Consider the following 23,292-nt stretch of genomic DNA (forward strand, 5'->3'; position numbering starts at 1 on the left):
ACACCCACCCGTGATGGAGGCCACGCCTTGTCCACCTCGTACAACCTCTCTTCCCTGCTCGAGGACAGCGCGCGGAAGTACCCCGACCGCGATGCCGTCGTCATCAACGACACCCGGCTGACCTACGCCCAGCTGAACGCGTTCGCGAACATGTGCGCGAACCTGCTGGTGGACCGCGGCGTCCGGCCGGGCGACAAGGTGGCGATCAGCTGCCCCAACCTGCCGTTCTTCTCGGTGGTCTACTTCGGCATCCTCAAGGCCGGCGCGACCGTGGTGCCGCTGAACGTGCTGCTCAAGGGCCGCGAGGTGGCCTACCACCTCAACGACTCCGACGCGAAGGCCTACTTCTGCTTCGAGGGCACCCCCGAGCTGCCCATCGGGCAGAACGGCTACGAGGGGTTCCAGGCCGCCGAGGGCTGCGAGAGCTTCTTCGTGATCACCGCCGACCTCGGCGCCGCCTCGCCCATCGAGGGCACCGAGACCATGGCCGGCGCGATGCTGGCCCACCCCGCCGAGTTCGAGTCGGTGGCCACCGACGAGGACGACACCGCGGTCATCCTCTACACCTCCGGCACCACCGGCCAGCCCAAGGGCGCCGAGCTGCGGCACCGCAACATGCGCGACAACGCGCTGTCGAGCGAGGCGCTGTTCGGCGCGACCGAGGACCGTCCCGACACCTACCTGTGCGTGCTCCCGCTGTTCCACTCCTTCGGCCAGACCGTCTGCCAGAACGGCCCGTTCGCCTACGGCGGCACGATCGTGATGCTGCCCCGGTTCGAGCCGAACGCCGCGCTGCAGCTGATGCTCAAGGAGGGCATCACCTTCTTCGCCGGCGTCCCGACGATGTACTGGGAGCTGCTCGGGGCCCTCGAGGAGGGCGTCGACGTCACCGCGCTCAAGGAGAACCTGCGGGTCGCGGTCTCCGGCGGCTCCGCGCTGCCGGTCGAGGTGCACAAGGACTTCGAGCGCCGCTTCGGGGTGACCATCCTGGAGGGCTACGGCCTGTCCGAGACCTCCCCGGTCGCCTCGTTCTCGAAGTACGGCGAGCCGGCGCGCGTCGGCTCGATCGGGCTGCCGATCCCCGGCGTCGAGATGAAGCTGATCGACCCGGAGTGGGGCGACATCGAGCCCGGCCCCGACGCGATCGGCGAGATCGCGATCAAGGGCCACAACGTGATGAAGGGCTACTACCAGCGCCCCGAGGCCACCGCCGAGGTGATCCGCGACGGCTGGTTCCGCTCCGGCGACCTGGCCCGCAAGGACGACGACGGCTGGTACTACATCGTCGACCGGGCCAAGGAGATGATCATCCGCAACGGGTTCAACGTCTACCCGCGGGAGATCGAGGAGGTGCTGATGAGCCACCCCGACGTGTCGCTCGCCGCGGTCATCGGCGTCCCCCACGAGATGCACGGCGAGGAGATCAAGGCGTTCGTCATCCTCAACCCGAGCGCCCAGGTCACCGCCGACGAGCTGGTCGGCTGGGCCAAGGAGCAGATGGCCAGCTACAAGTACCCGCGCATCGTCGAGATCGTCACCTCGCTGCCGATGACCGCCACCGGCAAGATCCTCAAGCGCGAGCTGAGCTGAGGCGCGCAGGACCCGAGGCGGGGTAGCCGGGGTGGCCGTCGGCTGGGTGCGGCTTCATCACGGTATGCAGGCCAACCTGCACTTCCCTAGGTGTGCACGCCTGGGGAAGTGCAGGTTCGGCTGCATCCCTTGGGGAACCGACAGCCCCTGGCCGCCTACGCGAACGGGTCGGGCAGGGCGCCGGGCAGCTTCGCGAGGAGCTCGCGGGCCTGGGCGGCCACCTTGTGCTCGACGAGCACCTCGTAGCGGGTGGCGACCACCTGCGTCACGGAGGAGAAGTCGCGCTGGCCGCGGGTGAGGGCATAGCCGACCAGGGCCCAGATCAACCCGAAGAGGGCACCGAACAGCAGGGTCGAGAGGATCAGCGTCACCGCGCCCTCCTCGGTGAACAGCGCGAAGATCAGCCCGATGAACAGGCCGAGCCACATGCCCGAGGCGAGGCCGCCGGCGGCGACCCGGCCGGTCGTCAGCCGGCCGGTGATCCGCTCGATCCGCTTCAGGTCGGTGCCGACGATGAGGCACTGCTCGACCGGGAACTTGTGGTCGGCGAGGAAGTCGACGGTCTTCTGGGCCGAGGCGTAGTCGTCGTAGATGGCCAGGGACTGCGGGAACTGCAGCTTCAGCGGTGAGGTGGGCCCGGGTGGCTGCGACATGCTCATGTCTCCAGTGTGCCGGGCGACCTCACACGCGTTCTCGACGCTTCTCACGCGGTGCAACCCGTGTGAAGTGAGGGGATCACCGGATATCCGGTGATCCCGCCAGCCCCGCCCCCCGCCACCCCTTCCTGCGGAAGTCGACCGTCCGTGCCGGCGGCCCGCGCCGGTCGGCGGGCGCCGCGCCCGTAGACTGGGCCGCGCACCCCCGCCTCGCAGACCCCGCTTCCAGGAGCCTCCCGTGCCCCGAGTCGTCGTCGACGTCATGCCCAAGCCCGAGATCCTCGACCCGCAGGGGAAGGCCGTCCTCGGCGCCCTGCCGCGGCTGGGGTTCTCCGGCGTCACCGGTGTCCGCCAGGGCAAGCGCTTCGAGCTCGAGGTGGCCGGCGAGATCACCGCCGAGGTGCTCGCCGCGGTGCACGAGATGGCCGAGAGGCTGCTGTCGAACCCGGTGATCGAGAACTTCACCGTCCACGTCGACGACGCGGTCGCCGAGCACCCGGGTGAGGTCGTCGAGGCGCACCAGGCGGACGCCCGATGAAGGTCGGCGTCGTCACGTTCCCGGGCTCGCTCGACGACGTCGACGCGGTCCGCGCGGTGCGGGTGGGCGGCCACGAGGCGGTCGCGCTGTGGCACGGCGACCACGACCTGCGCGGCGTCGACGCGGTGGTGCTGCCGGGCGGCTTCTCCTACGGCGACTACCTGCGCTGCGGCGCGATCTCCCGGTTCGCCCCGGTGATGAGCGAGGTCGTCGAGGCCGCGCGGCGGGGCATGCCGGTGCTCGGCATCTGCAACGGCTTCCAGATCCTGTGCGAGTCACACCTGCTGCCGGGTGCGCTGATCCGCAACGCCGAGCGCAGGTTCGTCTGCACCGACCAGCCGCTGCGCATCGAGAACAACCGCACCGCCTGGACCTCGGCCTACGCCGAGGGGCAGGAGGTCACGATCGTGCTGAAGAACGGCGAGGGTGGATTCGTGGCCGACGAGGCCACGCTCGACCGGCTCGAGGGGGAGGGGCGCGTGGTCGCCCGCTATCTGGGCAAGAACCCGAACGGCTCGCTGCGCGACATCGCCGGCATCACCAACGAGGCCGGCAACGTCGTCGGGCTGATGCCGCACCCCGAGCACTCCGTGCACACCCTCACCGGGTCGGGCACCGACGGGCTGGGCTTCTTCACCTCGCTGGCCGCGGCGGCGTTCGCATGAGCGACACCGAGACCGCCGCCGGCCCGCTGCACCTGTTCCGCCGGGTCGCCGTCGCCGAGGCCGTGACCTGGGCGCTGCTGCTCACCGGCATGGTGCTCAAGTACGGCACCGAGACCACCGAGCTGGGGGTGCGGGTCTTCGGCATGGTGCACGGCGTGGTCTTCATCGGCTACGTGCTGACCACCTTGCTGGTCGCGCTCGACCAGCGCTGGTCGGTCGCGCGCACCCTGCTGGGCCTGGCCGCCGCGGTGCCGCCGTTCGCCACCGTGCTTTTCGACCGGTACGCCGAGCGCCAGGGCGCCCTGGGCCGCTCCTGGCGGCTGCGGGCCGAGGCGCCCAGCGGCGCGTTGGAGCGGATCGCCGCGTGGCTGGTGCGGCACCCGCTGCACGGGGCCGCCGTGGGCGCGGTCGCGGTGGCGGCGCTCACCGGCGTCGCGCTGGTCGCCGGTCCGCCGGCCTGAGCCGGCAGGCTCGACCACCCGGGGGCCTCGACCACCGGCAGAGCCGACCGCCTGAGCCCTACTTCGCGCCCCTCTTCAGCATCTTCCAGGTGGCCGGGGCGGCGATGCCGGTCTGCTCGGCTCCGACCCGCTTCTGATAGGCGAGCAGGGCGTCGCGAGTGGCGGTGTTGAACACGCCCAGGGCCTTGACAGTGCCAGGAGAGGCGGCGTTGAGCGCCCGCTGCAGCCGCCGCACGGCGGATCCGGCCGAGCCGATCTTGAGCACCGGCGTCTCGCCGGCGACCAGCAGCGAGACCCACTGTCGCTGGCTCCACGTCTCGCTGGCCTTCCAGCCCTTCGAGACCTGCCAGGCGTTGGCGGCGGCGAGCGTCTTCTTGGTGTAGCGGCCGTTGAGGTTGCCGGCATAGAGCCCCTGCTGCTGGAGCAGGCACTGCAGCGCGCGGACCCGGGCCTCCGGGAGATTCTCCTGGCCGAACTTCAGCACCGGGTACTCCGGGAAGGCGAGCCCCACCCCATCGCAGTAGACCTCCTCGGGGGCGTAGGAGCCGCGGCCGACCTCGAGGTAGTTGCGGTCGATGTTGATCGTCACGCCGCCCCAGGTCTCGTTGTGGCCGCCTTGGTACTGCTTGACCCGGCCGCCGGGGCGCCAGCCGTCGTTGCGGATGTAGGAGGTGGAGGTGTTCGCGATGCCGTCCCAGCGGGCGATCCAGATCATGTCGGGCAGCGTGAACGCCTCGGGCCGGTTCACCCGAGCCTCGTCGAGCGCCTTGATGCCGGAGCCGGCGCTGGAGTAGACCCCGGAGACGTAGTCGAGCTTGTGCAGGCCCTTGGTCCAGCTGCTGAGGAACTGCAGTGCGGACTCGCGGCAGTGGGTGTTGCTGTTGTCGTAGCCCTCGAGGTCGTACCAGAGCGTGCTGCCGGGAGCGATGCCCAGGTCCTGGGCCGCGGCGACGGCCTTGGTGGCCTCGGCGCGGCCCATCTTGCGGGCCCGCGGGTAGGTGCCCTTCTTGCCCGGCTTGGGGCTGATCTTGAAGTCGTCGTCGTAGCGGGGGAAGCGGGGCTGGCAGGAGGCCTGGGGGCCGAGCGTGATCGGGAGCAGTCGCCAGCCCTTGCGCAGCTGGGTGGAGACCCAGCGCTTGGAGAGGTTCGGCTGGTCGCGGCAGGCCCGCGAGTCGCCGGAGATGTAGATGCCGACGGAGAGGAACGGGGAGTACTTCAGCCAGGTGTTCATCGCCTTCTGGGTGGGCGCCAGGCACTGGTCGAAGCCGTAGCCGGTGAAGTCGCCGGGGGTGACCACGGCGGTGGTGTCCCGCGGCTTCTCGCTGGTCTCGGCGGTGGCGCCGGCCGGGCCGGAGGCCGTGAGCGCCAGCGTCGCGGTCAGGCCCGCGGCCGCGAGTGCGCGCAGGGGACGGGTGAGAGGGCGGTGCATGACGACTCCAGACGACGGGGGCACAGATCACCCGAGGCTGCCGGGCGCCGTCACCATAACCTCACCAGTCACAGCAGTAACAGCGGTTCGCGGGAACTACAGCTGTGTAGTTCGCCGGAGCATCCGTGCTGGTCAGCCAGGGGGTCAGGCAGGATCGGGCGGGGTGAGGCGGCCTCGGCCACGGACACCACGTCGGCAGGTCGGGGATCGGCCTGAGGAGCCGATCCGGTGGGTCGGGCCTTGGTCTCTGGTCCGGGCCGGCTCGGGACTCAGGTCCCGACGAGGCGGGGCCCGCTGTCCCACCACCTACTGTCGTGCCATGGGCAAGAGCGTCTACGTCACCACGCTCGAGGGCTACAGCGGCAAGTCCGCCGTGGCGCTGGGGCTCCTCGACGCGCTGTCGCGCCGGGTGCAGCGCGTCGGGGTCTTCCGGCCGATCGTCCTGGGTGACGCGGCCACCGGCGACCCCGGGCAGCGCGACTACGTCCTGGACCTCCTCGTCGCCCACGAGGCGGTCACCCTGGGGTACGACGAGTGCACCGGCGTCACCTACGACGACGTCCACGCCGACCCGGTCGCCGCGCTCGACACCATCGTCGAGCGCTATCACCGGGTCGCCGACCAGTGCGACGCCGTCGTCATCGTGGGTTCGGACTACACCGACGTGGGCAGCCCCACCGAGTTCGCCTACAACGCCCGGGTCGCGGCCAACCTCAGCGCGCCGGTCCTCCTGGTCGTCAACGGTGCCGACCGCTCGCCCGACGACGTCAAGGTGCTCGCCGACATGGCCGCGGGCGCGATCGCGGAGAACCACGCGTCGCTGTTCGCGGTCGTCGCCAACCGCGTCACCGACCCCGACCTGTCCGGAGTCGTCCGCGCGCTGGCCCGCGACGGCGTCCCGGTCTACGCGCTGCCGGAGGAGCCGCTGCTGTCGGCGCCGACCCTGGCCGACCTGCTGCCGGTGTGCGGCGGGCGACTGGTCTCCGGCGACCCCGCCCTCCTCGACCGTGAGGTGCTGGGGGTGATGGTGGCCGGCATGACCATGCCGAACGTGCTCGACCGGCTCTTCGACGGGGTCGTCGTGGTCACCCCGGGCGACCGGCCCGAGGTGGTGCTCGGCGTGCTCATGGCCCACCTCTCGGCCGGGTTCCCCCAGGTGTCGGGCATCGTGCTCAACGGCGGCATCGAGCTGCCCTCGCAGGTGACCCGGCTGCTGGAGAGCGCCGGTGCGACGCTGCCGATCATCGCCACCGACCTGGGCACGCAGGAGACCTCGACCGCGCTGACCTCGATGCGCGGCCGGCTGCGCAGCGGCTCGGGACGCAAGGTCGCCGCCGCGCTCAGCCTGTTCGCCCAGCACATCGACAGCGACGCGCTGCTCGACGGGCTCGACGTCGCCCGCACCACCGCGGTGACCCCCCTGATGTTCGAGCACCAGCTGATCGACATGGCCAGCGCCGACCGGCGCCACATCGTGCTCCCCGAGGGCGACGAGCCGCGGGTGCTCGCCGCGGCCGACCTGCTGCTGCGGCGCGGCGTCGCCGACCTCACCCTGCTCGGGGACCCGATCCGGATCACCGCCCAGGCCGCCAGCTGCGGCGCCGACATCACCGGGGCCACGCTGCTCGACCCGGAGACCAGCGAGCTCACCGAGCGCTTCGCCGAGGAGTACTACCAGCGGCGCCGGCACCGCGGCATCGACCGGGTCGAGGCCCGCACCGCCGCCGTCGACGTCTCCTACTTCGGCACGCTGATGGTCGAGCTCGGGCTCGCCGACGGCATGGTCTCCGGCGCGGCGCACACCACCGCCCACACCATCCGCCCGGCGCTGGAGGTCGTGAAGACCGTGCCCGGGGTCTCGGTGGTCTCCTCGGTGTTCTTCATGTGCCTGCAGAACCAGGTGCTCGTCTACGGCGACTGCGCGGTCAACCCCGACCCGACCGCCGAGCAGCTCGCCGACATCGCGGTCTCGTCGGCGGCGACCGCGTCGGCGTTCGGCATCGAGCCCCGCGTCGCGATGCTGTCCTACTCCACCGGAAGCTCCGGCGCCGGCAGCGACGTCGAGAAGGTCTCCGCCGCCACCGAGCTGGTCCGGGCCCGTGCCCCGCACCTGCTGGTGGAGGGGCCGATTCAGTACGACGCCGCGATCGACCCCTCGGTGGCCGCGACCAAGCTCCCCGGCTCGCAGGTCGCCGGACAGGCGACCGTGTTCGTCTTCCCCGACCTCAACACCGGCAACAACACCTACAAGGCGGTACAGCGCTCCGCCGGTGCGGTCGCGATCGGGCCGGTGCTGCAGGGGCTGCGCAAGCCGGTCAACGACCTCTCCCGGGGCGCCACCGTGCGCGACATCGTGAACACGGTCGCGATCACCGCGATCCAGGCCCAGCAGCTCGACCAGCAGCTCGACCAGCAGGTCGGTCAGCAGCTCGACCAGCCCGTCGACCAGCGGGCTGGCCACCCCGAGCCGGAGGCGGTCCGATGAGCGCCACGGTGCTGGTCCTCAACGCCGGCTCGTCGTCGGTGAAGTACAGCCTGGTCGACGGCGACACCGGTGCGGCGCTCGCCGTCGGTCTCGCCGAGCGGGTCGGTGACCCCTCCGGCGCCGCCGGCATCCTCACCCACACCGACGCCGACGGCACCAAGCACCGCTCCGAGCTGCCGCTGCCCTCGCACGAGGCCGCCCTGCGGGCCGCTCTCGGGGCGTTCGAGCAGCACGGCCCCGCGCTGGCGGAGGCGGGGGTCGCCGCCGTCGGCCACCGGGTGGTCCACGGCGGCGAGCGGTTCTCCGCCCCGGCGCTGGTCGACGACGACCTGCTGGCCGCGGTCGCCGACCTGGTGCCGCTGGCCCCGCTGCACAACCCCGCGAACCTCGAGGTGCTCGCGGTGGCCCGCACGCTCTTCGGCGCCGTCCCGCACGTCGCGGTCTTCGACACCGCCTTCCACCAGACGCTCCCCGAGCACGCCTACACCTACGCGGTGCCGCACCAGTGGCGCGAGCAGCACGGGATCCGCCGCTACGGCTTCCACGGCACCTCGCACCGGTTCGTCTCGGGCGAGACCGCCCGGCTGCTCGGTCGACCGGTGGAGGAGGTCAACACGATCGTGCTGCACCTCGGCAACGGCGCGTCGGCCGCGGCCGTGGCTGGTGGCCGCTCGGTCGACACCTCGATGGGGATGACCCCGCTGGAGGGCCTGGTGATGGGCACCCGGTCCGGCGACCTCGACCCGGCCCTGCACGCCCACCTGCACCGGCAGCTGGGCTGGTCGCTGGAGGAGATCGACGCCGCCCTCAACCGCGAGTCCGGCATCCGCGGGCTGTGCGGACACTCCGACTTCCGCGAGCTCGAGCGGCTGCTCGCTGACGGCGACCCGCACGCCCGGGTGGCGATGGACGTCTACTGCTACCGGCTGCGCAAGTACGTCGGCGCCTACTACGCCGCCTTGGGCCGGGTCGACGCGATCACGTTCACCGGCGGCATCGGTGAGCGCGGCCTGCTGGTGCGCGCCCAGGCGCTGGCCGGGCTGGAGCGCCTCGGCATCGTGATCGATGCCGAGGCCAACCGCACCCACTCCGGCGCCGGGTTCATCTCGCCGCCCGGCAGCGAGGTGGCGGTACTGGTCGTTCCCACCAACGAGGAGTGGCAGATCGCGCGCGAGACCCTCGGGGTGGTGCGCGCCGGCTGAGTCGGCGCCGAGGATCAGCCGAGCTCGACGAGCTCCGCCGAGCGCTGCCACAGCCCGTCGATGAGCGACTGGTCGCTGGCCTGCCGGTTCTCGCGGCCGTCGGCGTGGAAGCGGCTGTAGTAGCGCCCGTTGAGCTCGGGGTCGGGGCCGCGCTCGGCGAGGGCGATCAGCGGGGCCGCACCGTCGGGCACCGAGATCGTGCCGAACCGCTTCAACGGCGAGCGATAGAGCAGGCCGACGAACCAGGAGTCCCGGCCGAACGAGCTGCCCACCGGGCCGGGGTGCACGGCCACCGAGACGATGCCCTCGTCGGCCCAGCGCTGCGCGATGCCGCGGGTGAACAGGATGTTCATCAGCTTGCCGGTGCCGTAGGCGGGGAACTCGATCGCGCGCCGGTGCTCGTAGTCGAGGTCATCGAGCACGACCTTGCCCATCAGGTTGCCGATGCTGGAGGTGTTGACGACCAGCGCGCCATCGGCCGCGGCGAGCCGCGGCCGCAGCAGGTTGGTCAGCAGGAACGGCGCCAGGTGGTTGATCTGGAAGTTGGGCTCGTGTCCGTCGTGGGTGGTCCGCGACGGCTTGAACGTGCCGCCGGCGTTGTTCATCAGCAGGTCGAGCGTCTCCACGCGCTCGCCCACCTGCGCGGCCAGGCGGCGTACGTCGTCGAGCCGGGCGAAGTCCGCGACCAGCGGCTCGGTGCCGACCGCCTCCGCGACGGGCCGGAGCTTCTCGGCAGACCGGCCGGTGACGTGCACCGTCGCCCCTCGGGAGGCCAGGACCCGGGCTGTCTCGGCCCCGATCCCGTCGCTCGCCCCGGTCACCAGGACCGTGCGGCCCGCCATCGTCTGGTCGCTCATGGTGCGAGCCTAGGGACCCCTACTGTGAGGTGGGCAACGAGGTGGGCAACGCCACGGCGGAGACGGGGGCAGCGGTGAAGACGGACTTCAAGCGTTCGCTGGACGGCTACCAGGCGCGGCCCGGCGAGTTCCGTGTCGTCGACGTGCCCCCGCTGCGCTACCTGATGGTCGACGGCCAGGGAGACCCCAACACCGCCACCGCGTACGCCGACGCGCTCGAGGCGCTCTATCCGGTGGCCTACACGTTGAAGTTCGCGAGCAAGACGGACCTGGGTCACGACTACGTGGTGCCGCCGCTGGAGGCGCTGTGGTGGGCACCGGACATGGCGGCCTTCACCTCGGCGCGCGACAAGTCGAGGTGGCACTGGACGGCGATGATCATGGTGCCCGACTGGGTGCCCGACGGGTTGTTCCCCGAGGCCGTCGCCACGGTGGCCGCCAAGAAGTCGCCGCGCAGCCTGGACCGGGTGCGGCTGCAGACCCTCGACGAGGGCAGCTGCGTGCAGACGCTCCACGTCGGCCCGTACGACGAGGAGGCGGGCGTGCTGGCCGCGCTGCACGACGAGTTCATCCCCGGCGCCGGTCTGCGCATGACCGGCAGGCACCACGAGATCTACCTCAGCGATGCGCGCAGGGTCGCTCCCGCAAAGCTGCGGACGATCCTGCGGCAGCCGGTGGCGCCCGCCGGTGAATGAGCCCTCCGCGACCTTGCCGGAGCGGAAGCGACGTCGATGGGTACCTCTTCCTCGTGCGTGCGGCGTACGGCCCACGCGAACGGAGGAGGGTGACGTGAGCGGGACGAGCAGCGAGAGCACGGCCGAGCAGCAGCAGCGCGAGATGGCCGAGGTCCAGGAGCAGATGGACGCCGAGTCCGAGGGTGACGGTCTGGCCGCCGAGGCCGGGTCGGCCGAGGAGAACGGCATCTTTCAAGGCTGAGTCGGCGGGTGGACGCGGCCGGGTCAGCCGTCAGCCGTGTTCGCCTCTGCCGAACCTGCTCTCCGCCACGCAGTCGACCAGCAGGCCCTGAAGATGCTTTCGTCCATGGACGGAGTGAAGTCGCTCCAGCGAGCCAGTCCCGCGCCTTGGTGCCTGCTCTGGACGGGCTTTCCTCCGTCGGATTACGAGCGGCCGGGCCTGAGCAAGGCGGCTTGGGCCCGGATAGGGGCAGGTGGACGGTTGGCCCGGGCGTTTCCCGCCCGACGTCGGGATACTGACGCCATGGACCGCCAGGCCACCTCACCCGACGACGGCATGTTCCCCGGCGGCGGGGGCCCGGCCTGGACCGTCGACCTCCGGGCCCGGTTCGACGGGCTCCTCGACGAGCACCGGGCGATGATGGACGCCAGCCTGGAGGGGCTCACCGAGGAGGAGGCGAGGCGTTCCCTCGTGCCGTCGAGGACGACGCTGCTCGGCCTGGTCAAGCACGTCACCTACGTCGAGCAGGTCTGGTTCAACCAGGCGCTGACCGGACGGAGCCTGAAGGAGATCGGTGCGCCGGCCACGCCCGACCGGTCGTTCGTGCTGCACAAGAGCGACACGATCGCCTCGGTCCGGGCGGCGTACGCAGCGGCCTGCGCCGACTCGCGCCCGCTCGTCTCAGACCTGCCCCTCGACGCGGAGGTCACCGGCCGCGGCCCGCGGCCCCTGTGGGCGATCTACGCCCACATGCTCCGCGAGCTCGCCCAGCACTGCGGCCACGCCGACATCCTGCGCGAGCAGGTCCTCGCGGCCCGCCCCTGACCCAGGATCCAGGCAGCGGCTCGGTGCTCAGTCGCCCTTCGCCGTCCGACCGGAGGTGGGGTCCTCGTCGTACGGCTCGTCGAGCCTCGCTAGCAGCGCCTCGCGTTCGGCCGGGTCGCTCGGCATGGTCGCGGCCATCCGCCGCGCAGAGCGCACCGCGCTGACGAAGTCGATGGTGTTGCGCAGGATCCGCATCGGGCCTCCCCTCTCCGCGAGCCGCGATCGCGGCACCGGGGCCACGGTACGACCGGATCTGGCGCCCCACACCTGGCCGGGTCGGCCATGGGCGTCTGGCCGGCGAGCGGCCGTCGGCGCCCCGGCCGCGGTGACCTAGAATCGACGTCCGTGCTGGACACCGTCGCCGTCGCCGCCCAGGATCCCGACCGCTCGCAGCCCTGGGCCGAGCTCGGCCTCAAGGAGGACGAGTACGCCCGGATCCGCGAGATCCTCGGCCGCCGCCCCACCAGCAGCGAGCTGGCGATGTACTCGGTGATGTGGAGCGAGCACTGCTCCTACAAGTCCTCCAAGGTGCACCTCAAGCAGTTCTCCGAGCTCTCCCAGGAGACCCCGCGCGGCAAGACGCTGGCCGGCATCGGCGAGAACGCCGGCGTCATCGACATCGGCCAGGGCTACGCGGTGACCTTCAAGGTCGAGAGCCACAACCACCCCTCCTACGTCGAGCCCTACCAGGGCGCGGCCACCGGCGTCGGCGGCATCGTCCGCGACATCCTCGCGATGGGCGCCCGCCCGGTCGCGGTGATGGACCCGCTGCGCTTCGGCCCGCTCGACGCCGACGACACCCACCGGGTGCTGCCGGGGATCGTGGCCGGCGTCGGCGGCTACGGCAACTGCCTCGGCCTGCCCAACATCGGCGGCGAGGCGGTCTTCGACGACTCCTACCTCGGCAACCCGCTGGTCAACGCGCTCTGCGTCGGCGTGCTGCGCCACGAGGACCTCCACCTCGCCAAGGCCAGCGGCGTCGGCAACAAGGTGATCCTCTACGGCGCCCGCACCGGCGGCGACGGCATCGGCGGCGTCAGCGTGCTGGCCAGCGAGACCTTCGACGAGGGCGGGCCGGCCAAGCGCCCGAGCGTGCAGGTCGGCGACCCGTTCATGGAGAAGCTCCTCATCGAGTGCACGCTCGAGGTGTTCGCGGCCGGTCTGGTCGCCGGCATCCAGGACCTCGGCGGCGCCGGACTCTCCTGCGCCACCTCCGAGCTGGCCAGCGCCGGCGACGGCGGCATGCACGTCGACCTCGACCTGGTGCCGCTGCGCGACTCCACGCTCTCCCCCGAGGAGATCCTGATGAGCGAGTCGCAGGAGCGGATGATGGCGGTCGTCGAGCCCGGCGACGTCGAGGCGTTCCTCGCGATCTGCGCGAAGTGGGACGTCGAGGCGGTCGTCGTCGGCGAGGTCACCGACACCGGCCGGCTGCACGTCGACTGGCACGGCGAGCGGGTCGTCGACGTCCCGCCGCGCACGGTCGCGCACGAGGGCCCGACGTACCACCGTCCCTACGCCCGCCCCGCCTGGCAGGACGCCCTGCAGGCCGACGGCGCCGAGGCGCTGCCGCGGCCCGCGACCGGCGAGGAGCTGCGCGAGACCCTGCTGCGCCTGGTCGGCAGCCCCAACCTGTGCGACAAGTCGTGGATCACCGACCAGTACGACCGCTACGTGCGCGGCAACACCGTGCTCGCCCAGCCCGCCGACAGCGGCATGGTGCGCGTCGACGAGGAGACCCACCTCGGTGTCTCGGTCGCCACCGACTGCAACGGCCGGTTCGCCAAGCTCGACCCGTACGCCGGGGCGCAGCTGGCGCTCGCGGAGTCCTTCCGCAACGTCGCGACCGGGGGCGCCACCCCGCTGGCGGTCTCCGACTGCCTGAACTTCGGCTCGCCCGAGGACCCCGACGTGATGTGGCAGTTCGCCGAGGCCTGCCGCGGGCTCAAGGACGGCTGCGCCGAGCTCGGCATCCCGGTCACCGGCGGCAACGTCAGCCTCTACAACCAGACCGGCGAGACCGCGATCCTGCCGACCCCGGTGGTCGCGGTGCTCGGCGTCATCGACGACGTACGCCGCCGGGTGCCCGGCGGCTTCCACGGCGCCGGGCAGGCGGTGCTGCTGCTGGGTGAGACCCGCGAGGAGCTGTCCGGCTCCGAGTGGGCGCACGTGGTGCACGGCCACCTCGGCGGCCGGCCGCCCCGCGTCGACCTGGCCCGCGAGAAGGCGCTCGCCGAGCTGATCGCCGTCGCGGCCAAGCGGCACTGGTTGGCCAGCGCCCACGACCTGTCCGACGGCGGGCTCGCGCAGGCGCTGGTGGAGTCCGCCCTCGCCAGCGATGTCGGCGTCACCGTCGATGTCTCCGCGGTCGCCGCCGACCCGTTCGTGGCGCTGTTCTCCGAGTCCACCGGCCGGGTGCTGGTCACCGCCGACGAGGAGGCCGTCGACCAGCTGGGGCTGCTGGCCGAGCGGCTCGGCGTCCCGGCGGTGCGCATCGGCACCACCGGTGGGCACGCGGTCACCGTCGAGGGCCACTTCGCGGTCGACCTGTCGATCGTCCGCGATGCGTGGACCGCCACCCTGCCGGCCGCGCTGGGCTGACGCGGAGCCGTCGTTTCACCTAGGGATGCAGACGAACCATCGCTTCCCTAGGTGTGCAGGCATGGGGAAGTGCGGGTTGACCTGCATCCCTTGATGAAGCTGCAACCGGCGGCCGCCGACCACCGAGCCCGCGATCACCCGGCACGGAGGTGGACGCGCACCCGGCCGGCACCGTCCTGCCAGGCCGCGACGACCCCGCCGTCGGAGTCGACCGCGGCCGCCACCATCGGGACGCCGGGCGGCGCCAGCGCGAAGCCGTCGCCGAGGATTCCGTCGGGGGAGAGCAGTCGGCCGAACGTGTCGTCGTAGGAGATCGCGTCCGGCCCGACCCAGCGCAGCAGCACCCACCCGCTCGGCTCACCGACCAGCCCGGCCTCCCAGCCGTAGACCTCCTCGGTGGCCAGCGGGGCGACGACCACCGGCGCAGACCACGACCCGGCGATCTCGCGGCCCGATGGGTCGCCGAACGGGGGTCACTAATGTGTGGCGGATGGACGCCCTCTCGGACCAGCCCCCCGCACCGCAGCGCGTCAGCTACGGCACCCACCCGAGCCAGTACGCCGAGCTCTTCCTGCCGGCGGGCGGCTCCCGCGGCGTCGTGGTCGTCGTCCACGGCGGGTTCTGGAAGGCGGCCTACGACTGCTCGCTGGGCCGGCCGCTCGCCGCGGCCCTGGCCCGCGCGGGCTGGACCGCCTGGAACATCGAGTACCGCAGGGTCGGTGACGGGGGTGGGACCCCGGAGACGCTGGACGACGTGGCAGCCGCCATCGACAAGCTCGCCGAGGTCAGCGTCGACGGGGTGCCGCTGGACCTGTCGTGCGTGCTGACCTTGGGTCATTCGGCGGGCGGTCACCTGGCCGCCTGGGCTGCGGCGCGCGGCCAGCACGAGCGCTGGGCGCAGGAGCGGGTGCCGGTGACCGGTGTGGTCTCGCAGGCGGGCGTGCTCGACCTGCGCAGGGCGCATGTCGAGCAGCTCGGTGCCGGAGCGGTCGAGGAGTTCCTGGGTCGTCGGCCGACCGACCTCGACGTCACGGTCGACCCGTTGCTGCAGCTTCCACTCGACGTGCCGCTGTGGTGCGTGCACGGTGTCGACGACGAGGTGGTGCCGATCACGCAGTCCCGACGCTACGTCGAGCACGCCCGACTGGCCGGCGCCGAGGTCGGCATCGTGGAGGTCGAAGGTGACCACTTCACCGTCGTCGACGTCGACTCGGACGCATGGGCGCGCACCCTGGAGGTGCTGGAGTCCCTGGCCTCGACGCCGACCCGTCACTGATTCCCGCGTTTCCGCGGCGTGTCGAGGAACGTTCGACGCCTCGGCAGCGCAACCGCAGGGCGATGACCAGTTCTGGTCACCGCCCTGCAGTCAGCCGATCCGCTGACGCGCCTCGGTCTCGACACGGCGGTCGCAGCTTCGCAGGCTCAGCTGCGCGCCTCGCTCGACCACCATCAGCCGATCCGCTGACGCGTCTCGGCTCAGCTCGCCCGGTTCATCGCCCGCAGCCCCACACCCAGACCCAGGGCGGCCACCGCGGCGGCGGCGCCGAAGCCGGCCAGCACCTCGCCGGCCGGGAAGGACCCGGCGAAGAGCGCGCGCTCGGCCTCGACGATGTAGGTCAGCGGGTTGAGATCGGAGGCGGTCTGCAGCCAGCCGGGCCCCTGGTCGACCGGGAGCAGCATCCCGGCCAGGAGCAGCAGCGGGAAGATCAGCGTCTGCTGCACGGTCCAGAACAGCCACACCTGGTCCTTGGCGACCAGCGCGAGCGCGAACGACAGGGCGCCGATGCCGACGCTGAACAGCGACAGCATCACCATGCCGACCAGGACGCCGGGCAGGTGCAGTTCGAAGCTGAACGGGGTCACCACGGCCAGCACGATCGCGGCCTGCATCAGCATCGGCACGATCTCCTTCAGAGAGCGCCCCACCATCAACGAGGAGCGGCTCAGTGGTGACACGAGCAGTCGCTCGTGCGAGCCGGTCATGATCTCGTCGGTCAGCGCCGAGCCGGTGAACGAGGCTCCCATCAGCGCGGTCATCGCGATGATGCCGGGCACGAACCACTGCAGCGCGGAGCCGCCCTCTGCGTCGGGCAGCAGGGGAGCGAACAGCCCGAGGAAGACCAGCGGCTGCACCATCGCGAACAGCACCGAAACCGGTTGGCGGAGCACGGGCCGCAGCTCGCGGAGCATCACGTTCCACGTGTCGGCGAGCACCCCGGGGGCGCGGCTGAGCTGCGGCTGGTCGCCCGCGGGGGCGACGGTCTCGGGGGTCAAGGTCGTGGTGGTCATGCTGCGGCTCCTTCGGTCTGGTCGGACGTGGTGCTCTGGTCGGCGTCGGCCGGCGACTCGTTGCTCTCGCGCAGGCTGCGACCGGTGAGGTGCAGGAAGACGTCGTCGAGGGTCGGGCCGACGACCTCGATCCGCTGGGCGGGGGTGCCGTACGCCGCGAGGTCGGCGACCAGGCCGGGCGCGAGCTCGCGGCCGTGCGCGACACGCAGCGACACCTCGTGGGTGGCGGCGGCACCGCGGACCTCGACGTCGGCGCCGGCCAGCCGGCTCGCGCGCCGGGCCGCCTCCGCGGCGTCCTCGGCGGTGGCGAACCCGAGCCGCACCAGGTCGCCGAGCGCCGACTTCAGCCGCGGCGCGCTGTCGTCGGCGATCACCAGGCCGTGGTCGATCACCACGACCCGGTCGGCGATCGCGTCGGCCTCCTCGAGGTAGTGGGTGGTGAGCACGATCGTGGTGCCGTGCTCCTCGTGGAGCCGGCGCACCTGCTCCTGCAGGTTGGCGCGGTTCTGCGGGTCCAGGCCGGTCGACGGCTCGTCGAGGAAGAGCAGGCCTGGCTGGTGGACCAGCCCGATCGCGACGTCGAGCCGTCGCCGCTGCCCGCCGGAGAGAGAGATGACCGGGCGGTCGGCGAACTCGCTGAGGTCGAACGCCGCGAGCAGCTCGTCGGCGCGCTCCTTGGCCTGGCGCCGGCCCAGCCCGTGGGCGCGCGCCTGGCTGAACAGTTCGTCGCGCCCGCGCTGCTGGTGCCCGGCGCCGTTGCCCTGCCCGACGTACCCGATGCTGCGACGCACCTCGCGCCGCTGGGTGACCACGTCGAAGCCGGCGACCTCGGCGGTGCCCGCGGTGGGTGCGAGCAGGGTCGTGAGCATCCGGAGGGTGGTGGACTTGCCGGCCCCGTTCGGGCCGAGGAAGGCGACCAGCTCGCCGGGCGCGACGTCGAGGTCGAGCCCGCGGACCGCCTCGACGGTCTGCTGGTGCCGGACGAAGTGGCGGGTGAGGCCGCGGGTGCGGATCACCGGGCCGCGGCGGTTCGAGGAGGGAGTAGTTGTCGTCATGACCATCACGCTAGGAAGCAAAGAGGTCAATTCATGTCCTCAATCCGAACTAGTCTGGGGACATGTCCACCAGCGCCCGGATGCTCCAGCTCCTCTCGCTCCTGCAGACCCACCGCTACTGGCCCGGCGGCGAGCTGGCCGCGCGGCTCGAGGTCACCCCGCGCACCCTGCGGCGCGACATCGAGCGGCTGCGCGACCTCGGCTACGCCGTCGACGCGGTCCGGGGGGTGGCCGGCGGCTACCAGCTGCAGCCCGGCGGCTCGCTGCCGCCGCTGCTGCTCGAGGACGACGAGGCGGTGGCGATCGCGGTCGGCCTGCAGAACGCCGCCGCGGGCGTCGTGGCCGGTCTCGAGGACACCTCGCTGCAGGCGCTGACCAAGGTCGTCGCGCTGATGCCGCCCAAGCTGCGCCGGCGGATGGAGGCGCTCACGAGCCAGACCGAGCCCGCCCCGTGGGGTCGCGGGCCCACCATCGACGCCGAGGTGCTCACCACGCTCGCGCAGGCCTGCCGCGACCACGAGCCGCTCACCTTCACCTACACCGCGCGGGCGGCCGAGCCGACCCACCGTCGCACCGAACCGCACCGGCTGGTCACCCTGGGCCGCCGGTGGTACCTCGTCGCCTGGGACCGCGACCGCGAGGACTGGCGCAGCTTCCGCGTCGACCGGATCGCCGACGTCCGCACCAGCGGCCAGCGCTTCCGCGTCCGCGAGCTGCCGGCCGCCGACGCGTTGACGTTCGTGCGCGAGGGGATCAGCCGGATGCCGCAGCGGTACGCCGTACGGGTGCGGTTCGCGTGCCCCACCGAGCAGGTCTCGGCGACGGTCGGGAGGTGGGCCACCGTCGAGCCGGTGACTCCACGTGCCGGGGAGGAGGCGGCCTGCCTGATGACGATGCCCACCGAGACGCTCGACTGGCCGATGTTCGCGCTGGCGAACACCGACGCGGAGTTCACCGTCGAGGAGCCGGCCGAGCTGCGCGAGGCCCTCGCGCGGGTGGCGGAGCGGTTCTCGCGCGCGGCCGCTCCCGGAGCCTGACCCGGGCTGTCAGGAGCCGGCGCGGGCCAGCTGTGCGACCTCGTCGGTCATGCTCCGGGTGGTCTCGGAGAGGCTGCCGATGGTGTGCCGGGCGGTGGTCGCGGCTCGCATCTGCTCGGCGGCGGCCGCCGAGATGACGGCCTGGGCCTGCTCCACCTCGGCCACGACGCGCTCCATCCGCTCGGCGCCCGCCAGGGCGTCCTGGGTCCCGTTGCGGACTTCGACCACGACCCGCTCGATCAGCTCGGTGGCGCGGGCGGTCTCCTGGGCGAGCTCCTTGACCTCGGCCGCGACCACGGCGAACCCCTTGCCGGCCTCGCCGGCCCGGGCCGCCTCGATGGTCGCGTTCAGCGCCAGCAGGTTCGTCTGCTCCGCGATGCCGGTGATCGTGGCCGCGATGCTCGCGATCTCTCCGGCCGACTGCTCGAGCCGCGTCATCAGCGCGTGGGTGCTCTCCACCGTGGTCGCGGTGTCGCGGGTCGACGTGGCGGCGCCGGTGGCAGCCGTGTCGATCTCGGATGCCGCGGTCTGGAGGTCGCCGACGGCGGCCGCGGACTCCCGCACCGCTTCGCGGAGCGTCTCTCCTGCGGCGTCCAGGCTGGCCAGTCGTCGCTCCACCTCGGCGGCGCGCTCGGTGCGGGCGACCAGCTCGGCCTGGGCTCGCTCGGCGGCCTGCGCCTGCTCGACGGCGAGGGCCTGCTCGGCCTCCCGCTGGCGCTGCCGCTCGTGTTCGGCGCGGCGAGACTCCGCTCGTCGGGCTCGCTCGGCCTGCTCGGTGAAGCGCCACGAGTAGGCGAGCCCCGCGCACTCGCCGAGGAGCAGCACCGCGTGCAGCAGTGCGAACGCCATCGCGTTCTCCTGGGCCCGAGGGTCGGAGAAGACCATGGTCGGGTCGAACAGCGCCATGCCGACGTGGTGCACGGCGACGACGCCGATCGCCACCAGGAACGGCGTCCACATCTGGTAGAGCGCGACCAGCGCCACCGTCACGAAGAAGTGCAGGTGCAGGTCGGTCATGCCTCCCGAGACGTGCACCAGCGTCACCGAGCTGAGGGTCAGCCCGAGCCCCACGGCCACGGCCCGGCCCAGTTGGCTGGTGGCGACCCGGGCGAGCAGCAGCAGGCCGAGGACCGCAAGGACCGACGCGACGCCCAGCCACCCGTGCTGGCCCGGCGCCGAGCTGTCCGGGTGGGGATGGGCGCCCGCCGGCGACCACCACAGGGTGAGCGCGGCGAGCAGCGGGACGTGTGCGCCCAGCACCCAGCACAGGGCCCGGTGCCGGACGACGAAGTCGTCCTCGGCGAGGCTGGCTCCGCGGGGGAGCCAGCCGAGGGGCGCCTCGTCGGTGGGGTTCGCGGGCGTGCGCTGGGGATGGGTCACGGGGGGTCGATCGGCGCGTTTGCCGTGCATCTGACCCCGGAGAGGTAAAGGCTGTGCCCCAGCGCACCCGGAGCTGCTTGACGCCGGAGCCAGGGGGGAACCTGTTCTGCACCCATCCGGAGGGAGTGCGATGGAACCGCTGCTGCAGGAGCTCCACCTGCGCACGCTGCTCGCGCAGACCGCGGTGGGCGTCGCCGCGACCGACGCGGACGGGCGGATGACGCTGCTGAGCCCGGCCCTCGAGGAGCTGTTCGGGCAGCGGTTCGAGCCGGTGTCCGAGGAGGAGATCCCGGACCGGTTCGGCCTGTTTTGCGCCGACGGCGACACCGCACTGCGCCCGGAAGAGCTGCCGCTGGCCCGGGCCCGGCTCGGCGAGACGGTGCGCGACCTGGTCGTGGTGTCCCGGCTGCCCGACGGCCGGGTGGTCCACCTGCGCTGCAACGCCGCTCCGCTGCGCGACGACTCCGGCGCCATCCAGGGCGCGATCGTGCTGGCCCAGGACATCACCGCGGAGCGGGCCGCCCGCGAGGAGCAGCAGCAGCTGCGCGACCGGCTGCTGTCGACGGTCAACCACGAGCTGCGCACCCCCGTCACCACGCTGCTCGGCAACGTCGAGCTGCTGCACGACCTGAGCGACGAGCTGCCCCCGCGGCTGCGCCGGCTGGTCGACCCGATGCTGACCGCCGGCGGCGCGCTCCGGGAGCTGCTCGCCACGATCAGCGACCTGGTCGACCTCGAGGGGTACGCCGCGCTGGAGCGCAGGTACGCCGACGTGGTGCCGCTCGTGGGCGAGGCGACGGCGCGCGCGGCGCAGCGCGGTGCCGGGCGGGGGGTCCGGGTCGAGATCGAGGCTCCCGCGTCGGCGCGCGTCAGCGTCGACGCCGCCAAGGTGCAGCGGGCCCTCGGTGCCCTGCTCTGCAACGCCGTCGACCATGCCCCCGACGGTTCCGTGGTGCTGGTCCGGGTGGGGGGCGACGACGACACGCTCCGCATCGAGGTGGTCGATCACGGCGTCGGCATCCCTGCCGCCGATCGTGAGCGCCTGGTCCAGCCGTTCGAGCGGGGCGCCGGCACGGACCCGGCGGCGGGTGGGCGTGGGCTGGGCCTGGCCATCGCCCGCACCGTCGCGCTGGCCCACGGCGGTGAGCTGCTGCTCGAGGACCATCACCCCCACGGGCTGGTCGCCGTGCTCGCCCTGCCCCGCGTCGGGTCGGTGGCGGTGACGCCGCGGCACCGTGGCTGACGGCTCGCCCGAGCCCGACTGGTGATGCGCACCCATTAGGGTCGTGGCGTGCCCGCCCGACTTCGCCCCGCTGACGCCGCGGCCGTCGCGGAGGCGTTGGCGCGCTGGCGGTCCGGTGACGCGGACCGCGCCGACCTGCGCGTGCTGGTCAAGCACTTCCTGGCGCTGCTCGAGCTGCGGGCGCCGGGGCGCTCGGTGGAGGTGCGCGTGCCGCCGTATGCGGCGGTGCAGGTGGTCGAGGGGGTGCGGCACACCCGCGGCACCCCGCCGGCGGTCGTGGAGACCGACGCGGGCACGCTGATCGGGCTGGCCACCGGCGAGCTGGCGTGGGTCGACGCCGAGGCGGCCGGGCTGCTCCGCGCCTCCGGGGAGCGCGCCGACCTCTCGCCGTACCTCCCGCTGGGCTGAGCGAGCCGCCGCCCAGGGCGTCAAGCACGTCCAGACCGTTGCGGTCGCTTTCACCGAATCCGGCATGCTGCCGAGTCTCTTGCTGGCAGGCTCTCCGGGTCCTGGGGGGACGCTCTCGTGTCTCGGGAGTGGGGAAACCACAGCGAGGGAAGTACTCATGCCGTCACACCCCCGGAGGCCCGCCCGCCTTCGTCGCATGCTCGCCCCGCTCGTGGTCGCTGCCCTGCTACCGACGGTCGTGACGGCCGGCGTCGCCGCGGCCGAGCCACCGTCCGCCCCGTCCAGCGAGCGAGCCCCCCGCTGCACGATCGTGGGAACTCCCGGCCCGGACCGCCTCGTGGGAACCCGGGGCCGGGACGTGATCTGCGGGCGCGGAGGCGACGACCGTCTTCTGGGCCGCGGCGGCGACGACGTGCTGCTCGGCGGCTCCGGCGCGGACCGTTTGCTGGGTGGCCGGGGCGGCGACTCGCTCGTGGGCGGACGCGGCAACGATCTGCTGCGCGGTGGGCCGGGCGCCGACGATCTCGACGGACGCGACGCGTCACGGTTCCGCGACCGCCTCCGGTGTGGTGCGGGCCGCGCGGACCGGGCCGCGGCGGACATGCCGGACGCGGTGGCGCCCGACTGTGAGGCCGTCGTCCAGAACGATGCACCCAGCGGCCTGGACCTCGACCCGTCTGCCGTGGCCGAGAACGAGCCGACCGGGACGCTGGTCGGTGTGGTCACGGTGAGCGACCCCGACGCAGGCGACACCCACGTCCTCTCGCTGGTGCCCGGAGAGGGTGCCACCGACAACGACGACTTCGTTCTCGACGGCGACCGACTGCTGACCGCCGCGGTCTTCGACTTCGAGGCCGACGCCGAACTCGGGATCCGAATCCGTGTCGAGGACCAGGACGGGGCGCGGTTCGAGAAGCCCTTCGTCGTCACGGTGGCCGACGTCTTCGAGAACAGGGGCCCGGTCGCCGCGGACGACCGGTTCACCGGCACCGAGGACACCCCGCTCGACCTGCCGGTCGCGGGACCGGGCGGTCCCGCGGCCAACGACACCGACGCCGACGGTGATCCGACGACCGTCGTCGAGGTGGCTGCCGCCGACGGGGGCAGCGTCGTCCTCACCGGCGACACGATCACGTTCACCCCGGCACCCGACCTGTGCGGCACCGCGGCCGGCGGCTTCGACTACACCGTCGACGACGGCCGTGGCGCGACCGCGGTCGCCCACGTGACCATCGACCTGACCTGCACGCGGGACGTGCCCGTGGCCGTCGACGACACGGTGACCGTTCGCGAGGACGCCGCACCCGCCGCCGTCTCCGTCCTGGCCAACGACCGAAGCCCGGACGGCGACCCGCTGACCGTCACCGCGGCCACCGACCCTGCCCACGGGACGGTCGTGGTGTCCGAGGGCGGATTGACCTACGCGCCCGACCCCGACTACTGCAACTCCCAGACCGGTGGGTCCCCGGACACGTTCGGCTACACGATGACCGGCGGGGACTCCGCGTCGGTGTCGGTGACGGTGACGTGTGTGGACGACGCGCCGGTAGCGGTCGACGACAGCCTGACGGTGACCGAGGACGACGCGGCGAGCCCGGTCGACGTGCTGGGCAACGACACCGACGTCGACGCAGGTCCGATGTCGGTCGTGTCGGT

The 23,292-nt window shown here is 72.5% G+C and carries 23 protein-coding genes; 15 read left to right on the plus strand and 8 right to left on the minus strand.

Annotated features, from left to right (window positions below; genetic code table 11):
* The first annotated feature begins 27 nt into the window (after positions 1 to 27).
* Positions 28 to 1,590 (plus strand): long-chain-fatty-acid--CoA ligase, encoded by a 1,563-nt coding sequence (locus D6B71_RS10000; protein ID WP_121254567.1) that lies wholly within the window; start codon positions 28 to 30, stop codon positions 1,588 to 1,590.
* Between the two features lie 155 nt (positions 1,591 to 1,745).
* On the opposite strand, the gene D6B71_RS10005 is transcribed toward D6B71_RS10000, so the two are convergent.
* Complete coding sequence (locus tag D6B71_RS10005) at positions 1,746 to 2,249, minus strand: YflT domain-containing protein (protein WP_121254569.1); 504 nt, start codon at positions 2,247 to 2,249, stop codon at positions 1,746 to 1,748.
* A gap of 235 nt (positions 2,250 to 2,484) precedes the next feature.
* Here D6B71_RS10005 and purS point away from each other — a divergent pair, with 235 nt between their 5' ends.
* From purS to D6B71_RS10020, 3 genes are read left to right on the plus strand one after another with little or no spacing between them, the layout of a single operon-like run.
* The gene (gene purS / locus D6B71_RS10010) at positions 2,485 to 2,784 is read left to right on the plus strand and encodes a phosphoribosylformylglycinamidine synthase subunit PurS (protein ID WP_121254571.1); all 300 of its coding nucleotides are present in this window, start codon (positions 2,485 to 2,487) and stop codon (positions 2,782 to 2,784) included.
* Positions 2,781 to 3,449, plus strand: coding sequence for a phosphoribosylformylglycinamidine synthase subunit PurQ (gene purQ, locus D6B71_RS10015; protein WP_121254573.1), 669 nt, complete (start codon positions 2,781 to 2,783; stop codon positions 3,447 to 3,449). Before purS ends, purQ begins: the two co-directional genes overlap by 4 nt.
* On the plus strand, positions 3,446 to 3,910 hold the full coding sequence (locus D6B71_RS10020) for a DUF3817 domain-containing protein (protein WP_121254575.1): 465 nt from the start codon (positions 3,446 to 3,448) through the stop codon (positions 3,908 to 3,910). Before purQ ends, D6B71_RS10020 begins: the two co-directional genes overlap by 4 nt.
* 58 nt (positions 3,911 to 3,968) lie before the next feature.
* On the opposite strand, the gene D6B71_RS10025 is transcribed toward D6B71_RS10020, so the two are convergent.
* The gene (locus tag D6B71_RS10025) at positions 3,969 to 5,339 is read right to left on the minus strand and encodes a glycoside hydrolase domain-containing protein (RefSeq protein ID WP_121254577.1); all 1,371 of its coding nucleotides are present in this window, start codon (positions 5,337 to 5,339) and stop codon (positions 3,969 to 3,971) included.
* Positions 5,340 to 5,658: 319 nt separating this feature from the next.
* Between D6B71_RS10025 and pta the strand changes: the two genes are divergently transcribed.
* Positions 5,659 to 7,824, plus strand: coding sequence for a phosphate acetyltransferase (gene pta, locus D6B71_RS10030; protein ID WP_121254579.1), 2,166 nt, complete (start codon positions 5,659 to 5,661; stop codon positions 7,822 to 7,824).
* Positions 7,821 to 9,026: an acetate/propionate family kinase gene (locus D6B71_RS10035; RefSeq protein WP_121254581.1), complete on the plus strand. Its 1,206-nt coding sequence runs from the start codon at positions 7,821 to 7,823 to the stop codon at positions 9,024 to 9,026. Before pta ends, D6B71_RS10035 begins: the two co-directional genes overlap by 4 nt.
* Positions 9,027 to 9,040: 14 nt before the next feature.
* Here D6B71_RS10035 and D6B71_RS10040 read toward each other — a convergent pair whose 3' ends face one another.
* Complete coding sequence (locus tag D6B71_RS10040; RefSeq protein WP_121254583.1) at positions 9,041 to 9,883, minus strand: SDR family NAD(P)-dependent oxidoreductase; 843 nt, start codon at positions 9,881 to 9,883, stop codon at positions 9,041 to 9,043.
* A 29-nt stretch (positions 9,884 to 9,912) separates the two neighbouring features.
* Between D6B71_RS10040 and D6B71_RS10045 the strand changes: the two genes are divergently transcribed.
* From D6B71_RS10045 to D6B71_RS10050, 3 genes are all read left to right on the plus strand, one after another.
* Complete coding sequence (locus tag D6B71_RS10045) at positions 9,913 to 10,578, plus strand: GyrI-like domain-containing protein (RefSeq protein WP_240641291.1); 666 nt, start codon at positions 9,913 to 9,915, stop codon at positions 10,576 to 10,578.
* Positions 10,579 to 10,672: 94 nt separating this feature from the next.
* Positions 10,673 to 10,819 carry a hypothetical protein gene (locus D6B71_RS22705; protein ID WP_164519602.1) on the plus strand — a complete coding sequence of 49 codons (147 nt, stop codon included), beginning with the start codon at positions 10,673 to 10,675 and terminating at the stop codon, positions 10,817 to 10,819.
* 282 nt (positions 10,820 to 11,101) lie between these two features.
* Positions 11,102 to 11,623: a DinB family protein gene (locus tag D6B71_RS10050; RefSeq protein ID WP_240641292.1), complete on the plus strand. Its 522-nt coding sequence runs from the start codon at positions 11,102 to 11,104 to the stop codon at positions 11,621 to 11,623.
* 27 nt (positions 11,624 to 11,650) lie between these two features.
* Here the strand turns inward: D6B71_RS10050 and D6B71_RS22710 are convergent, their stop codons facing one another.
* Entirely contained in the window at positions 11,651 to 11,818 is a 168-nt protein-coding gene (locus D6B71_RS22710) for a hypothetical protein (protein ID WP_164519603.1), read from the minus strand.
* Between the two features lie 150 nt (positions 11,819 to 11,968).
* Here D6B71_RS22710 and purL point away from each other — a divergent pair, with 150 nt between their 5' ends.
* Complete coding sequence (purL, locus tag D6B71_RS10055; RefSeq protein ID WP_240641293.1) at positions 11,969 to 14,224, plus strand: phosphoribosylformylglycinamidine synthase subunit PurL; 2,256 nt, start codon at positions 11,969 to 11,971, stop codon at positions 14,222 to 14,224.
* Between the two features lie 134 nt (positions 14,225 to 14,358).
* Here purL and D6B71_RS10060 read toward each other — a convergent pair whose 3' ends face one another.
* Positions 14,359 to 14,643, minus strand: coding sequence for a hypothetical protein (locus tag D6B71_RS10060; RefSeq protein WP_121254587.1), 285 nt, complete (start codon positions 14,641 to 14,643; stop codon positions 14,359 to 14,361).
* A gap of 71 nt (positions 14,644 to 14,714) precedes the next feature.
* On the opposite strand from D6B71_RS10060, the gene D6B71_RS10065 reads away from it, so the two are divergent.
* Entirely contained in the window at positions 14,715 to 15,500 is a 786-nt protein-coding gene (locus tag D6B71_RS10065) for an alpha/beta hydrolase family protein (RefSeq protein ID WP_164519604.1), read from the plus strand.
* Positions 15,501 to 15,700: 200 nt separating this feature from the next.
* On the opposite strand, the gene D6B71_RS10070 is transcribed toward D6B71_RS10065, so the two are convergent.
* The gene (locus D6B71_RS10070; protein ID WP_121254590.1) at positions 15,701 to 16,513 is read right to left on the minus strand and encodes an ABC transporter permease; all 813 of its coding nucleotides are present in this window, start codon (positions 16,511 to 16,513) and stop codon (positions 15,701 to 15,703) included.
* Positions 16,510 to 17,568: an ATP-binding cassette domain-containing protein gene (locus D6B71_RS10075; protein WP_121254634.1), complete on the minus strand. Its 1,059-nt coding sequence runs from the start codon at positions 17,566 to 17,568 to the stop codon at positions 16,510 to 16,512. Before D6B71_RS10075 ends, D6B71_RS10070 begins: the two co-directional genes overlap by 4 nt.
* A 62-nt stretch (positions 17,569 to 17,630) precedes the next feature.
* On the opposite strand from D6B71_RS10075, the gene D6B71_RS10080 reads away from it, so the two are divergent.
* Entirely contained in the window at positions 17,631 to 18,605 is a 975-nt protein-coding gene (locus D6B71_RS10080) for a helix-turn-helix transcriptional regulator (RefSeq protein ID WP_121254592.1), read from the plus strand.
* Between the two features lie 9 nt (positions 18,606 to 18,614).
* On the opposite strand, the gene D6B71_RS23770 is transcribed toward D6B71_RS10080, so the two are convergent.
* Positions 18,615 to 19,985, minus strand: a complete 1,371-nt coding sequence (locus D6B71_RS23770; RefSeq protein ID WP_121254594.1) for a methyl-accepting chemotaxis protein — start codon at positions 19,983 to 19,985, stop codon at positions 18,615 to 18,617.
* Positions 19,986 to 20,115: 130 nt separating this feature from the next.
* Here D6B71_RS23770 and D6B71_RS10090 point away from each other — a divergent pair, with 130 nt between their 5' ends.
* From D6B71_RS10090 to D6B71_RS22720, 3 genes are all read left to right on the plus strand, one after another.
* On the plus strand, positions 20,116 to 21,228 hold the full coding sequence (locus D6B71_RS10090) for a sensor histidine kinase (RefSeq protein ID WP_121254596.1): 1,113 nt from the start codon (positions 20,116 to 20,118) through the stop codon (positions 21,226 to 21,228).
* Between the two features lie 48 nt (positions 21,229 to 21,276).
* A complete protein-coding gene (locus tag D6B71_RS10095; RefSeq protein ID WP_121254597.1) occupies positions 21,277 to 21,636 on the plus strand; it encodes a sterol carrier family protein in 360 nt (119 codons plus the stop codon).
* A gap of 196 nt (positions 21,637 to 21,832) precedes the next feature.
* The coding region (locus tag D6B71_RS22720) for an Ig-like domain-containing protein (protein ID WP_276310995.1) at positions 21,833 to 23,292 on the plus strand (1,460 nt) is incomplete at its 3' end.

It is taken from the genome of Nocardioides ferulae, from assembly GCF_003660455.1.
Taxonomy (GTDB): domain Bacteria; phylum Actinomycetota; class Actinomycetes; order Propionibacteriales; family Nocardioidaceae; genus Nocardioides; species Nocardioides ferulae.